This window comes from Acuticoccus sp. MNP-M23 (genome assembly GCF_031195445.1).
In the GTDB taxonomy this organism is placed as follows: Bacteria; Pseudomonadota; Alphaproteobacteria; order Rhizobiales; family Amorphaceae; genus Acuticoccus.
This window is the reverse complement of record NZ_CP133480.1, coordinates 2,107,697-2,122,752: the sequence shown is the minus strand read 5'-3', so window position 1 is coordinate 2,122,752 and position 15,056 is coordinate 2,107,697. Positions and strand designations below refer to the sequence as shown.

15 protein-coding genes are annotated in these 15,056 nt (G+C 66.6%); 13 read left to right on the top strand and 2 right to left on the bottom strand.

The window, feature by feature from the left end; genetic code table 11:
* Position 1 precedes the first annotated feature (1 nt).
* Together RDV64_RS09945 and RDV64_RS09940 are read left to right on the top strand one after the other, a co-directional pair.
* Positions 2-1,510, top strand: coding sequence for a tripartite tricarboxylate transporter permease (locus RDV64_RS09945; RefSeq protein WP_309199100.1), 1,509 nt, complete (start codon positions 2-4; stop codon positions 1,508-1,510).
* Between the two features lie 99 nt (positions 1,511-1,609).
* Positions 1,610-2,305 (top strand): GntR family transcriptional regulator, encoded by a 696-nt coding sequence (locus RDV64_RS09940; protein ID WP_309199099.1) that lies wholly within the window; start codon positions 1,610-1,612, stop codon positions 2,303-2,305.
* 7 nt (positions 2,306-2,312) lie between these two features.
* Here RDV64_RS09940 and RDV64_RS09935 read toward each other — a convergent pair whose 3' ends face one another.
* Complete coding sequence (locus tag RDV64_RS09935; protein ID WP_309199098.1) at positions 2,313-4,043, bottom strand: IlvD/Edd family dehydratase; 1,731 nt, start codon at positions 4,041-4,043, stop codon at positions 2,313-2,315.
* A gap of 147 nt (positions 4,044-4,190) precedes the next feature.
* Between RDV64_RS09935 and RDV64_RS09930 the strand changes: the two genes are divergently transcribed.
* The 4 genes from RDV64_RS09930 to RDV64_RS09915 all read left to right on the top strand — a co-directional run bounded on the left by RDV64_RS09930 (position 4,191) and on the right by RDV64_RS09915 (position 7,959).
* Positions 4,191-5,168, top strand: a complete 978-nt coding sequence (locus tag RDV64_RS09930; protein ID WP_309199097.1) for a tripartite tricarboxylate transporter substrate binding protein — start codon at positions 4,191-4,193, stop codon at positions 5,166-5,168.
* A 68-nt stretch (positions 5,169-5,236) separates the two neighbouring features.
* Complete coding sequence (locus RDV64_RS09925) at positions 5,237-5,683, top strand: tripartite tricarboxylate transporter TctB family protein (protein WP_309199096.1); 447 nt, start codon at positions 5,237-5,239, stop codon at positions 5,681-5,683.
* A gap of 13 nt (positions 5,684-5,696) precedes the next feature.
* Positions 5,697-7,229, top strand: coding sequence for a tripartite tricarboxylate transporter permease (locus RDV64_RS09920; protein ID WP_309199095.1), 1,533 nt, complete (start codon positions 5,697-5,699; stop codon positions 7,227-7,229).
* 19 nt (positions 7,230-7,248) lie between these two features.
* On the top strand, positions 7,249-7,959 hold the full coding sequence (locus RDV64_RS09915) for a GntR family transcriptional regulator (RefSeq protein ID WP_309199094.1): 711 nt from the start codon (positions 7,249-7,251) through the stop codon (positions 7,957-7,959).
* 3 nt (positions 7,960-7,962) lie between these two features.
* On the opposite strand, the gene RDV64_RS09910 is transcribed toward RDV64_RS09915, so the two are convergent.
* On the bottom strand, positions 7,963-8,838 hold the full coding sequence (locus RDV64_RS09910; RefSeq protein ID WP_309199093.1) for a LysR family transcriptional regulator: 876 nt from the start codon (positions 8,836-8,838) through the stop codon (positions 7,963-7,965).
* Positions 8,839-8,940: 102 nt separating this feature from the next.
* Here RDV64_RS09910 and RDV64_RS09905 point away from each other — a divergent pair, with 102 nt between their 5' ends.
* The 7 genes from RDV64_RS09905 (at position 8,941) to RDV64_RS09875 (ending at position 14,980) form a co-directional block, all read left to right on the top strand.
* A complete protein-coding gene (locus RDV64_RS09905; RefSeq protein WP_309199092.1) occupies positions 8,941-9,726 on the top strand; it encodes an SDR family oxidoreductase in 786 nt (261 codons plus the stop codon).
* 12 nt (positions 9,727-9,738) lie between these two features.
* A complete protein-coding gene (locus RDV64_RS09900; RefSeq protein ID WP_309199091.1) occupies positions 9,739-10,443 on the top strand; it encodes a ribonuclease activity regulator RraA in 705 nt (234 codons plus the stop codon).
* Positions 10,443-11,366, top strand: coding sequence for a dihydrodipicolinate synthase family protein (locus tag RDV64_RS09895; RefSeq protein ID WP_309199090.1), 924 nt, complete (start codon positions 10,443-10,445; stop codon positions 11,364-11,366). Before RDV64_RS09900 ends, RDV64_RS09895 begins: the two co-directional genes overlap by 1 nt.
* A 105-nt stretch (positions 11,367-11,471) precedes the next feature.
* Positions 11,472-13,106: a GMC family oxidoreductase N-terminal domain-containing protein gene (locus tag RDV64_RS09890; RefSeq protein ID WP_309199089.1), complete on the top strand. Its 1,635-nt coding sequence runs from the start codon at positions 11,472-11,474 to the stop codon at positions 13,104-13,106.
* A 311-nt stretch (positions 13,107-13,417) separates the two neighbouring features.
* Complete coding sequence (locus tag RDV64_RS09885) at positions 13,418-13,579, top strand: hypothetical protein (protein WP_309199088.1); 162 nt, start codon at positions 13,418-13,420, stop codon at positions 13,577-13,579.
* Positions 13,576-13,872 carry a hypothetical protein gene (locus tag RDV64_RS09880; protein ID WP_309199087.1) on the top strand — a complete coding sequence of 99 codons (297 nt, stop codon included), beginning with the start codon at positions 13,576-13,578 and terminating at the stop codon, positions 13,870-13,872. Before RDV64_RS09885 ends, RDV64_RS09880 begins: the two co-directional genes overlap by 4 nt.
* A gap of 106 nt (positions 13,873-13,978) precedes the next feature.
* A complete protein-coding gene (locus RDV64_RS09875; RefSeq protein ID WP_309199086.1) occupies positions 13,979-14,980 on the top strand; it encodes a fatty acid desaturase in 1,002 nt (333 codons plus the stop codon).
* Positions 14,981-15,056 lie beyond the last annotated feature (76 nt).

Sequence of the window (15,056 nt, the reverse complement as noted above, 5' to 3'; positions counted from 1 at the left end):
GATGGATCTCTTCGGCCCCATCATTTCCGCAGCGCCCCAGCTCCTCGACCCCGCCGTGATGCTGGCGATGGTGGTCGGCACCGCGGTCGGCATCGCGGTCGGCGCCCTGCCCGGCCTGTCGGCCACCATGGGCATTGCGGTCCTGATCCCGCTCACCTTCTCCATGTCGCCGCTGGTGGCGCTCGGCATGATCGCCGGCATCTACAACGGTGCCATGTACGGTGGCTCGATCCCCGCGATCCTCCTGCGCATTCCAGGCACCCCCGCCGGCATCGCAACCGTGTTCGACGGGCACGAGATGGCCAAGCAGGGCCGCGCGCGCCTCGCACTCGACATCTCGCTGACGTCCTCGTCCATCGGCAGCGCCGTCAGCGCGCTGGCGCTCCTCTTTCTGGCGCCGCCGCTGGCCGCGGTCGCCTTGCAGTTCAGCCCGGCGGACTATTTCTGGCTTGCCCTGTTCGGCCTCACCACAATCTCGGTGCTTCTGGCGGACAACCCGGCCAAGGGCTTTCTCTCCGCCTGCCTCGGCCTCATCCTCGGCATGGTCGGGATTGACGGCCTCACCGGCACGGAGCGGTTCACCTTCAACCAGCTCGACCTTCTGAGCGGCGTCGACATCATCGTCCTTCTCACCGGCCTTTATGCAATCCCGCCGGCGCTGGAGCTGATGCTGGACGGCAATGCAGTGGCCAAGGGCAACCTGGAGCTGGGCGGCAAGCGCGAGAAATTCCGCTGGCGCACGCTGATCCCGGTGTGGATCCGCTCGTCCGTCATCGGCCTCGTGATCGGCCTCATCCCGGCGCTGGGCGGCAATATTGCGGCAATCCTCGCCTGGAACGAACAGCGCCGCGCGACGCCGGAGAAGGACAAGCCCAACTACGGCAAGGGCATGCCCGAGGGCCTCGCAGCCCCCGAATGCGCCAACAACGCCGACACCGGCGCAACGCTGATCCCGGCGCTGACGCTCGGCGTTCCCGGCAACGCGGTGGCCGCCGTCATTCTCGGCGCGCTGCTGGTCCATGGTCTCCGCCCCGGCCCCGAGCTCTTCCGCGACAACGCCGACACCGTCTATGGCTTCATGCTGACCATGCTCGTCACGGCGGCGCTGATGTATATCATCGGCAAGCTCGGCGCCCGCGCGTTCATCAACGTGCTGCGCCTGCCGCCGCGCCTTCTGGGGCCGATGATCCTGGCGCTGACCACGGTGGGCGTCTACGCGGTTCACAACTCCATGTTCGAGGTGTGGATGATGCTGGGCTTCGGCCTCCTCGGCTTCATCATGGAGCGGCTGTCGATCCCCACGGCACCGGCGGTCCTGGCCGTGATCCTTGGGCCGATGGCGGAGGAATCGCTGCGCCGCGCGCTGCTGATCTCCCGCGGCGATGCCACGTATCTTGTGGCCAGCCCGATCTCGTGGGTGCTGGTGGCGCTGATCGTCCTGACGCTTCTGACCCCGCTCTGGCGCCGCCTGCGCGCAAAAAAGGCGCCGCCTGCCCCCGGCGCCGCGTGATGGGCCGGGCGCCTTGCGCGCCCGCGCCAGGTTGCGGCTAGAATGGGCATTGGCGCCCCGACGCCCGACCGGCAATCAGCAGGACCTGAGAAACGCGCAATGAATGTCAGCGACAAGGTGCATCTGGTCCTGCGGCGACGGCTGATGGCGGGCTACTACGACCCCGGCGCACAGCTGAAGGAAGAGAGCGTCGCCGCCGACCTCGACGTCAGCCGCACCCCCGTCCGCGCCGCCATCCAGCGCCTGATTGCCGAGGGCCTTCTGGAGCCCGCCGCCAAGCGCGGCGCGATCGTGACGCCGTGGCGGATCGAGGATGCGGAAGACATCTTCAACCTGCGCATCCTGCTGGAGGGCTACGGCGCAGCGCTGTCCACCCGCAACGCCAGCGACGAGACGTTCGAGCGGATGCACCGGCTGAACGAGGAGATGGCCGCTGCCGCCCGCTCAACGGCGCAAGACCGGCTCGAAATCATCCACAAAGCCAACTACGCCTTCCACCTCGCGATCTATGAAGATTGCGGCAGCGCGCACCTGCGCACGTTCGGTTCGAGCCTGCTGGAATATCCGCTCGTGATCGGCGGCTTCTACATCTACACCGACGACGACATGGACGAGAGCATCCGCCAGCACACCGAGATCATCTCGGCGCTGCGCGCGCGCAACGCGGAGTGGGCGACCGCGGCAATCAAGTGCCACCTGTCGGCCGCCATCGTCCGTTTCCGCCGCGCCGGCACGACCAAGGACGGGTCGCTGATGCGCCCGCCCCCGCACATGCTGGAAGCCGACGAGGCCTGAGCGGCGCCTATTTCGCGCCGGGCACCGAGCCGGTCTTTTCCGGGATCAGGAAGGTAAAGTCGCAGCCCTCGTCAGCCTGCGTGACAGTGTCCATGAACAGCTTCTTGTAGCCCCGCTCGGACCCGTCGTGGACCGGCGCCCTGAACGCCTTTGCCCGCTCAGCCAGCTCCGCCTCGGGAACTTCCAGCGTGAGCGTGCGCTTCGGCACGTCGAGCGCGATGATGTCGCCGGTCTTCACCAGGCCCAGCGGCCCGCCCTCGGCCGACTCCGGCGTCACGTGCAGGACGATGGTGCCGGACGCCGTGCCGCTCATCCGCGCGTCGGAAATGCGGACCATGTCCTTCACGCCGGTGGCCGCAATCTTTTTCGGGATCGGCATGTAGCCGGCCTCGGGCATCCCCGGTGCACCCTTGGGGCCGGCATTCTGAAGGACCAGAATATCGTCTTCGGTCACGTCGAGGTCCGGGTCGTCGACCCGTGCGCCCATGTCCGCGACGGACGCAAACACCACGGCGCGGCCGCGGTGGGTCATCAGCCTGGGGCTGGCCGCCGACTGCTTCACGATGGCGCCGCCGGGCGCAAGGTTGCCGCGAAGCACGGCCATCCCGCCTTCGGGGAACAGCGGATCGGACACGCTCGACACGATGTCCTGCGTCCAGCCGCCGGGCGCGTCGTCGATGTTCTCGCCAAGCGTCTTCCCCGTCACCGTCATGCAATCGAGGTGGAGGTGGCCCTTCAGCTCGCGCAGGATTGTGGGGAGGCCGCCCGCGCGGTGCAGGTCCTCCATGTAGTGCTGGCCGGACGGCTTGAGGTCCACCAGCACCGGGATGTTGCGGCCCATGGCGTCGAACGCATCGAGGTCGAGCGTCAGCCCGGCGCGGCCGGCGATGGCGGCAAGGTGGACGATGCCGTTGGTGGACCCGCCTGTGGCCAGGAGCACGGTCAGCGCGTTCTCGAATGCCTCCTTGGTCATGATCTTGTCTGGCGTGAGGTTGCTGGCCGCCATCTCGACGGCGAGCTTGCCGCTGAGTTCGGCAATGCGGCGGCGGTCCGCCGTCACCGCCGGGGGCGTCGCGCCGCCGGGGGCCATCATCCCCAGCGCCTCGGTGACGAGCGCCATGGTGGAGGCCGTCCCCATCACGCCGCAGGTGCCGCCACCGGGGACGAGCTGGTTGTTGACCGCGTCGGTCTCCTCAGCGTCGATCTCGCCGGCGCGAAACTTCGCCCAGAAGCGCCGGCAATCGGTGCAGGCGCCAACGCGCTCGCCGCGGTGGCTGCCGGTCATCATCGGCCCGGTGACGAGCTGGATTGCCGGCACGTTGGCGCTGGCCGCCCCCATCAGCTGGGCCGGCACGGTCTTGTCGCAGCCGCCGATCATCACCACAGCGTCCATCGGCTGGGCGCGGATCATCTCCTCGGTGTCCATCGACATGAGGTTGCGCGTGAACATCGACGTTGGATACGCGAAGCTCTCGTGGATCGAGATGGTCGGGAACGGCACGGGGAGCGCGCCGGCCAGCATCACGCCGCGCTTCACGGCTTCCACAAGGTCCGGCACGTTGGCGTGGCAGGCGTTGTAGGCGGAAAACGTGTCGACCACGCCCACGATGGGACGATCCAGCGCATCGTCGGAATAGCCCATGCCCTTGATGAAGGCCTTGCGCAGAAACAGCGAGAACGCCGAATCGCCATAGCTCGTAAGGCCTTTTTTCAATCCACGGTCTTTGCTGTCAGCCATCTTTTTCGCCCACCAATTTTGTACGTGCATCAACGGACACACGCTTCAGATTGTCAACAATATGTTTGACAGGTTCCGGTTTGAGGTATTTCCTGCCGGCCAAGCGCGATGAATTTGCGTTCAAAAAACAACCTGGAGGATTCCCACATGAAGACCCCGATGATGGCGCTCGCCCTTGCCGCGGCACTTGGCACCACCGCATTCACCCCGGCGTCCGCGCAGGAATACCCGGCCAGCGACGTGAAAGTCATGCAGGGCTTCAAGGCGGGCGGCGGCTCCGATGCGCTGGCACAGCTCGTCCAGCCGTTCCTCGCCGAAGAGCTTGGCGTCAACTTCGTCAACGAGTACATCCCCGGCGCCACCGGCGCGATTGCGTGGACCCGCCTTGCCAAGCAGACTAAGGCGGACGGCGCGACCATCAGCATCACCAACACCCCGATGCTGACGACCAACTACATCATGAATCCGGCGATCACCTACAACATCAGCGAAATCACGCCCATCGCCAATATCGTGACCGACCCCGGCATTGCCGTCGTGTCTGCCGACAGCCCGTTCAACACCTTCGAGGACTTTGTGGAGGCCGCGAAGGCGAACCCGAGCACTGTGACCGTCGGCAACTCCGGCGTGGGCGGCGACGACTATTTCACTTCGGTCCAGTTCGAGCGACAGGCCGGCGTGAAGCTTCAGAAGGTCCCGTTCCAGGGTGACGGCCCGTCGTGGACGGCGGCCATGGGCGGCAAGATCGACGCCAGCTTCACCAACGTCGGCGTGTCTTTCCCGCAGATCAAGGAAGGCAACCTGAAGGCGCTCGCGGTGTTCGCCGAAGAGCGCATCCCGGACCTGCCCGACGTGCCGACCGCCAAGGAACTCGGCTACGACCTCGTTGCAGGGTCCTCGCGCGGCTACTCCGGCCCCGCCGGCTTCCCCGCCGAAGCGCGCCAGCAGATGATCGACGCAATGCAGCGCGTGGTCGACAACCCCGACTTCCAGAAGGCCGCCGCAGACCGCGCCTTCAACATCGACTTCATCTCCGGCGATGACTACGCCGCGATGCTGCAGAAGCAGGAAGGCGAATACAAGGTCATCTGGGCCGACATCAAAGACGAAGTCCAGAAGCAGTAAGCCACACACTGCACCCTTGCGGGCGGGGCACAGCCCCCGCCCGTCTTTCCTGTTCTGGAGACTTTGCGATGGGACGTCTCGTCGTTGCACTGGCCGCAATCGGGCTGGTGTTTTTCATGTGGGGCGAAGCCTCTGCCTATCCGGCAACGGCGCGCAAGCTGCCTGACCTTCTCGGCTGGGTGGTGATGGTGCTGGCGGTGCTTGCCATTGCCCAGCAGGCACTGCAGTGGCGCAAGGCCAGTGCAAACGGCACCCTTGGCACGTCCGATCCCATCAACTGGCAAGGCGTTGCCCTTGGCGCAGCCTTCGTCGGGCTGATCGTCGCCTACGCCTGGTCGATCGGAATCATCGGCTATCTCATCGCCACGCCGCTGTTCCTGACCATCCCGCTGGTGCTCCTGCGCCCCGTCGGTCTCTTGACCGGCGCACTCACGATCATTGCCGTCACCGCCGTGATTTACGGCGTGTTTGTCTGGTTCCTGAGGCTCAACATCCCGCTTTATCCGGCGTTCTGAGGTCGTATCACGTATGGAATCCTTCCTCTGGATCGGTCTTGCCAACGTCGTCGATCCGATCAACATCGCGGCAATCTTCGCCGGCGCGCTGATCGGCATGTTCGTCGGCGCCATGCCCGGCCTTTCCGCCACCATGGCCATCGCGCTGCTGTTACCGCTGACCTACTCGTTCCGCCCCGAGACGGGGCTTGCGATGCTCGCCTCGCTCTACCTCTCGGCCATGTACGGCGGCTCCATCGCGGCCATCTTGCTGCGCACACCCGGCACGCCGGCCGCCGCCGCCACGGTGCTCGACGGGCACCCGATGGCGCGCAGCGGGCACGCCGGCAAGGCGCTCGGCCTGTCGCTGACCGCCTCGCTGATCGGCGGCCTCATCAGCTCCATCGCGCTCCTCACGGTCGCGCCGCTCCTGGGCAAGGTGGTCCTCAATTTCGGCCCGGTGGAGATCTTTGCCGTCGCGGTGCTCGGGATCACCATCATCGGCGCACTCAGCCAGGGGTCGACCATTCTCGGTCTCTTCTCCGGCGCACTGGGGCTGCTGCTGGCCACGGTGGGGATGGACCTCACCACCGGCACGCCGCGCTTCACCTTCGGCATTCTCGATCTGTTCGGCGGGATCAACTTCACCGTCGCGCTGATCGGGCTGTTCTCGATCCCGCAGGCCGTCCGCCTCATTGTGGAGGGCAACCCCACCGGGACGGAGCGCGTCTCGAAGATCCGCGACCGGATGCTGCCCACCGGGCGTGAATTCCTCAAGCTCCTGCCCAACAGCGTGCGCTCGGGCTTCATCGGCATCATCACCGGGCTGATCCCCGGTACGGGCGGCGATACCGCGTCCTGGTTCGCCTACAACGAGGCCAAGCGGTTCGCCAAGAACAAGCACGAGTTCGGCACCGGAACCCCCGCCGGCATCGTGGCACCCGAAGCCGCCAACAACGCGGTGGTCGGCGGTGCGCTCATTCCCACCATCGCCCTCGGCATTCCGGGCTCGTCGTCCACCGCCGTGCTGCTTGGCGGGTTGATGGTCCACGGCATCCTGCCCGGTCCTTCGCTGATGACCGAATATGGCGATGTCACCTACACGCTTTTATGGGCCGTGCTGTTTGCGAACTTCGCACTGTTCATCGTCGGCATCTTCTTCACGCGCGCCTGCGTCGCGGTCACCAAGATCCCCAACCGCGTGGTTGGCCCCGTGATCGTCGTGATGAGCGTGATCGGCGCCTACGCCATCAACAACTCGATGTTCGACGTCGGGCTGATGATCGCTTTCGGGATGCTGGGCCTGGCGTTCGACACGTTCAAGATCCCCACCCCGCCGCTGGTGATCGGCCTCATCCTCGGCCCGATCCTCGACACCACGCTCCAGCAGTCGCTGCTGATCGGCCAGGGCAACTGGATGATCTTCCTCAACAACCCGATCTCTGCCACACTGCTTGCGATTGCGCTTCTGTCGGCGTTGCAGGCCACGCCGCTGTTCAGCGTGCTCGGCCGGGGCATGAAACGGGCGCTGGCAGGCCGCCAGCAAACGCCGGGCGGAACCGAATAGCGGCGGCAGGAGGAATGCGATGGCGGGGCTGGCCCGGACGGGTGCGGCGGATGCGGGTGAAATCGGGGACGATCCGCGCCGCAACCGCGAGGATCTGGCACTCGACATCGCCCGCCTGCTCGAAGAAGACATCGTCTTCGGTCGCCTTCACCCGCGTGAGCGGCTGGTCGAAGAGGCCATTGCCGCGCGCTTCGAGGTCAAGCGCCACGTGGTGCGGCAAGCCATCGTCGAGCTTGAGCGGCTCGGGCTGGTGGACCGGCTGCGCAACAAGGGCGCCGTCGTCCGCGTCTACACCGAGAAGGAAGTGGACGACATCAACACCGTCCGCGAGCTTCTGGAGAGCGAAGCGGCCTCCTGCATTGCGCTGCCGCTTTCGCCGGCGTCCATCGCCGAGCTCGAAGACATCCAGCGCGAACACTCAGCCGCCGTGGAGGCGCACGACCGGCGCGGCGTGTTCCGCTGCAACATTGCCTTCCACAAGGCGCTGTTTGCCCATTGCGGCAACGCGGCGCTCGCCGAAGCAATCAACATCTTCGCGCAGAAATCCCACGCCTACCGCTCCATTGCGGTGAGCGACCGCACGTATCAGGCATGGGCTGCCAGCGCGCACTGGGAGATGATCGACGCCATCCGCAACGAGGATCGCCCCCGCCTCGTCGCCTTGTGCAAGGCCCACCTCGGCCCGTCGAAAAACCACTATATCGAGACGCTTCGCGCCCGCTACGGCTGAGGCTCAGGCCTGCGGCGCACCGTCCAGCGCGATGTCGACCATCTTGCGGATGAGGTGCCGCTGCGCCGTGCCGCGCAGCCACAAAAGCCCCAGCGCGCGCACCGGCACCGGCGGCGGCAGTGCAATCCGCGTCAGGCGCAAGCCTTCCGGCCACGGCGCTGCCCACTCGGGCACGATGGAAACACCAAGCCCGCCATCCACCATCACCGCAATTGCCTCCAGCGAATCCAGTTCAAAGCGCTGTGCGGGCACAATCCCGCGCGCGCCGAGATAATCGGCCGCCAGCCGCCCGCCCCACTGGCGCCGGTCGTACCTTATGAACGGCCTCGCCTTGAGAAGGTGCAATGCATCGCGGCTTTCCTCCCCGCGCGGCGCCAGCAGGATCAGCGGTTCGGAGCGCCAGAGGCGGAACTCGGTGGTCTTCGGCAAGGCGAACCCCGGCTTGACGATTGCCGAAACGTCCAGCTCGCCGGCCAGCGTCCGCTCGTAAAGTGCAGCCGATGTGCCGGGCTCCAGCGCCACCTCCAGCCCCGGCGCCTCCCGCGCCAGCCGCCCCAGGACGCGCGGGAAGAGCCCGGTCTGCGCGGTGGAAATTGCACCAACACGCAGCTTCCCCATGATCGCGCCGCCCTGCACCGCCGTGCGCAGATCCCGGAGGCCGTGGAGGAGCGGCGTTGCCCGGTCCGCCACCGCATGCCCTGCCTCCGTCGGCCGCACCGACCGCCCGGCCCGCTCCAGAAGCTTCACGCCAAGCTCGGCCTCCAGCGTGCGGATGCGCTGGGCGACGGCGGTGGCGGTGATGTCCAGCTCCACTGCCGCATCGGCCAGCGAACCGCGGCGGGCGACGGTGAGGAAGGTTTCCAGAAAGCGGGTATCCATGGCACATAATACCGAACTTTTCGTTCGGCATGAACCAACATTGGCGCACTTTTTCTGCGGAAACGGACCCGCTACGCCAGAGGCGAACTCTTGGAGGACACTATGGATCTCGGTTTGAACAACAAGGTCGCCCTGGTGCTGGGCGCTGGTGGCGGCCTCGGCAGCGCCATCGCGCTTTCGCTGGGCGCGGAAGGCGCGAAAGTCGCCGTCGCCGACATTGACGAGAACGCGGCGAAAGTCACCGCCGATGCCGTGAACGCTGCTGGCGGCACCGCCTTCGCCATCTCCTGGGACCTCGCGGACGTCGACAGCGTCGACGCCAAGGTTTCTGCGGTGGAAGCCGAGCTTGGCTCGGTCGACGTGTTCGTTGCCATCACGGGCGGCCCGCCCCCCGGCGGCGTTGCGGGCGTCTCCTCCGACACGTGGCGCAAATTCTTCGATTCCATGGTGGTTTCGGTGTTTGCGATCACCGACCGCGTGCTGCCGGGCATGCGCGAGCGCAAATGGGGCCGGATCATCACATCCACCTCGTCGGGCGTCGTCGCGCCGATCCCCAACCTCGGCCTCTCCAACGCGCTGCGTGCCACGCTGCTCGGCTGGTCGAAAACGCTTGCCGCCGAAGTCGGCCGTGATGGCGTGACCGCCAACATCGTGCTGCCCGGCCGCGTCGCCACCAAGCGCATCACCTTCCTTGACGAGAAGAAGGCAGAGCGCGAAGGCCGCCCCGTCGAGGACGTGAAGGCGGAAAGCAACAAGGCGATTCCGCTTGGCCGCTACGGCGACCCGAAGGAATATGGCGACACCGTTGCCTTCCTCGCCTCCGAGCGTGCCTCCTACATCACCGGCAGCGTTATCCGCGTTGACGGCGGCTACATTCCGAGCATCTGAGGAGACACCGCCATGGCGCTTGACCAGACAACCATCGACACGCTGAAGACCATCACCACGGCCACGCTGACCACGATCCTTCTGAAGAAGGGCCTGCGCAACGTGTGGCTTCGCGGTGCGATGCCGCTGCGCAAGGGACAGGAGCGCATTGTCGGCCCTGCCTTCACCCTGCGCTTCGTCCCGGCGCGCGAAGACCTTGCGACCCCCGCCTCCTGGGGTTCGCCCATCTCCACCCGCGCCGCCATCGAGGCGATGCCGGAAGGCTGCATTGCCGTGGTCGATTCCATGGGCGTGCGCGACGCCGGCATCTTCGGCGACATCCTGTGCGCCCGGATGCAGAAGCGCGGCGTGGCGGGGCTCGTCACCGACGGCGTGGTGCGTGACCTCGACGGCGTCCTTGCCAGCGGCCTGCCGGTCTGGTGCTCCGGCGCTGCGGCGCCCCCCTCCGTCGCCGGCCTCACCTTCGTCGGCTGGCAGGAGACCATCGGGTGCGGCGGCGTCTGCATCGTGCCGGACGACGTTCTGGTGATCGACGCGGACGGCGCAGTCCTCATCCCGCAGGCACTGCTGGACGAGGTGGTCGGCGAAGCCGTCGAGCAGGAGAAGCTGGAGGCCTGGATCGTCACCGAGGTGGAACGCGGCGTGCCCCTCCCCGGCCTTTACCCGATGAACGACGAGACCAAGGCGCGCTACGCCAAGTTCAAGGAAGGCAACTGATGTTCGGGATCGACACCAAGGGCGTCTACGCCATCGCACCCACGCCCTTCCTGCCCGATGGCGCGGTGGACTACGCTTCCATCGACAGGATGTGCGACTTCTACCTCGAATCCGGCGTGGATGGTCTCACCATCCTCGGCATCCTCGGCGAAGCGCCCAAGCTTGAGCCCGAGGAGTCCGTCGCCATCGTGAAGCGGGTGCTCGCCCGCTTCAACAAGCCGGTGGTGGTCGGCGTTTCGGCGCCGGGCTTTGCCGCCATGCGCGCGCTTTCCGGCGCGTCGATGGATGCGGGCGCAGCCGGCGTGATGATCAACCCGCCTCCCGCCATGCGCACCGACGACGAGATCTGCAACTACTACGCCCAGTCCGTCGCGCAGATCGGCGCGGACGTGCCGTTCGTCCTGCAGGACCATCCGCTCGTGACCACGGTGCGCATGTCCAACAACGTCATCCGCCGGATCGTGACGGAGAACCCCTCCTGCGTGATGCTGAAGCACGAGGACTGGCCCGGCCTCGAGAAGGTCTCCGCGCTCCGCAAGATGGAAGCCGACGGCACGCTGCGGCACATCTCGATCCTGTGCGGCAACGGCGGCCTGTTCCTCGACTTCGAGATGGAGCGCGGCGCCGATGGTGCGATGACCGGCTACGCCTTCCCGGACATGCTGGTCGACGTGGTGAAGAAGCATCAGTCCGGCGACAATGACGGGATGCACGCCCTGTTCGACGCGCACCTGCCGTACCTGCGCTACGAGCACCAGTCCGGCATCGGCCTTGCCGTGCGCAAGTACGTGCTGGTGAAACGCGGCGCGATCGCCCACGCGGACCTTCGCGCCCCCGGCCCCAAGATGAACGCCACCACCAGGGCGGAAGTCGACGGCATGCTGGCACGCCTCGCCAGGCACGACCCGCGCGCAGCCTTCTGACCAAGACCGCGCCGGCGGCACATTGTCGGCGCGGACCGACAGACGCTCGGGATTGCGGCCGCCGGGAAGCTCTGGTCAGATCGCCGCCTCCGGCGGAGAGGCACGATGGCAGGCGACCAAGAGGCGGCACGGCTCGACGGCGACTACGACTATGTGATCGTCGGCGCAGGCACGGCCGGCTGCGTCCTTGCCAATCGTCTGACCGCGGACGGGCGCACCCGCGTCCTGGTGCTGGAGGCCGGCGGGTCGGACCGGTACCACTGGGTGCAGATCCCGGTCGGCTACCTCTACTGCATCGGCAACCCCCGCACCGACTGGATGATGAAGACCGCACCCGAGCCCGGCCTCAACGGCCGCAGCCTCGTTTATCCTCGCGGCAAGGTGCTGGGCGGCTGCTCCTCGGTCAACGGCATGATCTACATGCGCGGCCAGGCGGCGGACTACGAGACCTGGCGCCAGATGGGCAATGCCGGCTGGGGCTGGGACGATGTCCTCCCCTATTTCCTGAAATCCGAAGACCACCACGGCGGCAAGACCGGCCTCCACGGTGAGGGTGGCGAGTGGCGCGTGGAAACTCAGCGGCTCGCCTGGGATATTCTGAAGGCCGTGCAGGAGGGCGCCAAGGAGTTCGGCATCCTCCCGCGAGCCGATTTCAACGATGGCAGCAACGAAGGCTCCGGCCTTTTCGAGGTGAACCAGAAAAACGGCGTGCGCTGGAACGCGGCGCGCGGCTTCCTGCGGCCTGCGATGCGCCGCGCCAACCTTCGCCTCGTCACCCACGCCCACAGCGAAAATCTGGTGGTGGAGGGGGGCCGCGTCACCGGGGTTCGCTACCGCCGTGGCGGCACGCTGTACGAGGCGCGCGCAAAGGCCGAGGTGCTGCTGGCGGCGGGCGCCATCAACTCGCCGAAAATCCTCGAACTCTCCGGCATCGGCCAGCCGGACCTGTTGCAGGGTCTGGGGATCGAGGTGGCGCACGCGTTGAAGGGCGTCGGCGAGAACCTGCAGGACCATTTGCAACTGCGCACCATCTTCCGCGTCAATAATGCGCTGACACTCAACACGCTTGCCAATTCGGCCGTGGGCAAGGCGCGGATGGCGCTGGAATATGCGCTGAAGCGCAGCGGGCCGCTGGCGATGGCGCCCAGCCAGCTCGGCCTGTTCACCCGGTCGGACCCCTCACGCGAAACGCCGGACCTTGAATACCACGTGCAGCCCCTCTCCACCGACAGGCTGGGCGATCCGCTGCACCGGGAGCCGGCGATCACCGTCTCGGTCTGCAACCTCAGGCCGGACAGCGTGGGAAGCTGCCACATCAACGCGCCCGACACCGCCGCCCATCCCGACATCCGGCCCAACTACCTGTCGGCCGAAACGGATCGGACGGTGGCCGTCGCCGCCATCCGCCAGGCGCGCCAGCTGATGACGGCGCGCGCCCTGGAGCGGTACACGCCGCAAGAGGTGCTGCCCGGCCCCGAAATCACCACCGACGAGGCGCTCGCCCGCACCGCAGGCGACATCGGCACCACAATCTTCCACCCGGTCGGCACCTGCCGGATGGGCAGCGATGACCGCGCCGTGGTCGGCGCCGACCTCCGCGTCCATGGCCTTTCCGGCCTCAGGATCGTCGATGCGTCGGTGATGCCGAAGATCGTGTCCGGCAATACCGCCTCACCCGTTGTGATGATTGCGGAAAAAGCCGCCGACATGATCCGCGCCGGCGCGCAGGACGCCATCTAGCCGCATACGGCGCCCCGCCCCAAAGTCAAAATTCCGACATTACTGAACGCGAGAAATCGACACGAAAAAATGCTTCGGTATTTTTCCGGCCATTGATTTTGGTTTAATGCATATTACTTACACTCTATAAGTCTTCGCAGAGCGTTCGGCGCGAATTTGCCGCCCGCTTCGCGACTGCCCGTCCGGCCCGTTGCCGGACCGTGGCTCGGGCCTTTCCAAAGCGCCGCCACCCCCTTTGACGTCGCCGCACCACCACAAGACCTCATCCAGCAGCGCGGACCCAGGGGTGCCGCCAATACGGAGCGTTTGACGTGGCCAAAGGACAGCAAAAGAGCACCAAGGAACCGCAGAAGGCGAAGGACGATTCGTCCAAGGCGAAGAAAGCCGCTGGCCCGAAATATCTTCGCGGCTCGGTCGCCGCGGCGCCCGGCGATCTGCATTCGCGCAATCTTGGCGGGGTGAAGAAGCGATGACCAGCAACCCCCGCACCGACCCGGTCACCTCCATGACCGCCGACGACCTCCGGTCGCCAGCCGAAATCTTCATCTCCAAGGGGATCGGCCGCAAGCGCAACGCACTTGGCTACCACCGCTTCGACACGGCGGCGGAGGCCATCGACTTTGCCGTCGAGGCATTCTCGGATCTCGGCGCAGAAGGCCTGGTGATGACGGTGGACGACAAACGCTTCAACCTTGCTGCCCTGCGCGCGCTTCATCGCAGCGAAGGCATGGCCGCAAAGGCGGAGATGTCAGATCCTGCCGAATAAGGCTGCCTGCGTCGCTGCGCAGATCGAACCGACAGGCCCTCGGGCGCCTGCCGGTCCCACCCCCCACCCCTTCGCAAGCCAGGACAACGCCGCCGCACCGCCAGCCATGGCGCCGCGCCCGTTGTCACGGGCTCTGGCGGCCTACCGCGAACCGGCCGCAGGCCGCAGCATCGCCGAACTGGTCCTGTCTCTGGTGCCGTTTGTCGCCCTCTGGGCCGGCATGTGGATTGCGCTGACCATAGTTGGCTACTGGCTGGCGCTTCTCCTTGCGGTCCCGGCCGCCGGCTTTCTGGTGCGCCTCTTCCTCATCCAGCACGATTGCGGGCACGGCTCGGTGTTTCGGACGCAGCGCGCCAACAACTGGCTCGGCCGGATCCTCGGCGTGATCACGCTGACCCCCTACGACCACTGGCGCCGCACTCACGCGCTGCACCATGCCGGTTCCGGCAACCTTTGCCGGCGCGGCATCGGCGACGTGGCCACCCTCACGGTGCGCGAATACGGCGAGCGCTCCCCCTGGGGGCGGCTCCGATATCGCGTCTACCGCAGCGCGCCGGTGCTGTTCGGCATCGGGCCGTTCTTCGTCTTCGTGCTCCAGCACCGTTTGCCCATCGGCTTCATGGGCGCGGGACGATTGCACTGGGTCAGCACCATGGGCACCAACGCGGCCATCCTCGCCGGCGCGCTGGGGCTGGCTTACGCGGTCGGCTTCGGCACGTTCTTGATGATCCATCTGCCCATCATCTTTCTGGGATCAGGTGCCGGCGTCTGGCTGTTTTATATCCAGCATCAGTTCGAAAGCACCCACTGGGACGCGGACGACCGCTGGCAACATCACGACGCCGCATTGCACGGCAGTTCCTACTACGACCTTCCTGCGCCGCTGCGGTGGCTGTCCGCCAACGTGGGCATCCACCATGTTCACCATCTGGCGAGCCGCATTCCCCACTACCGTCTGCCGGAAGTGCTGCGCGATTACCCGGAGCTGCGGACGCTCAACCGGCTGACCCTGCGCCAGAGTCTGCGCTGCGTCGCCCTCACCTTGTGGGACGAAGACAAACGCCGGCTGGTCCCCTTTCGGGCCGCAGCGCCACAGGCGGCGCTCTGAACGGCGCGCCGCGGTGTTCACCATCGCCGCCAGCCTGCGACATAAGCGGTCCCCATGGCCTTTTGCTTAGGCGCAG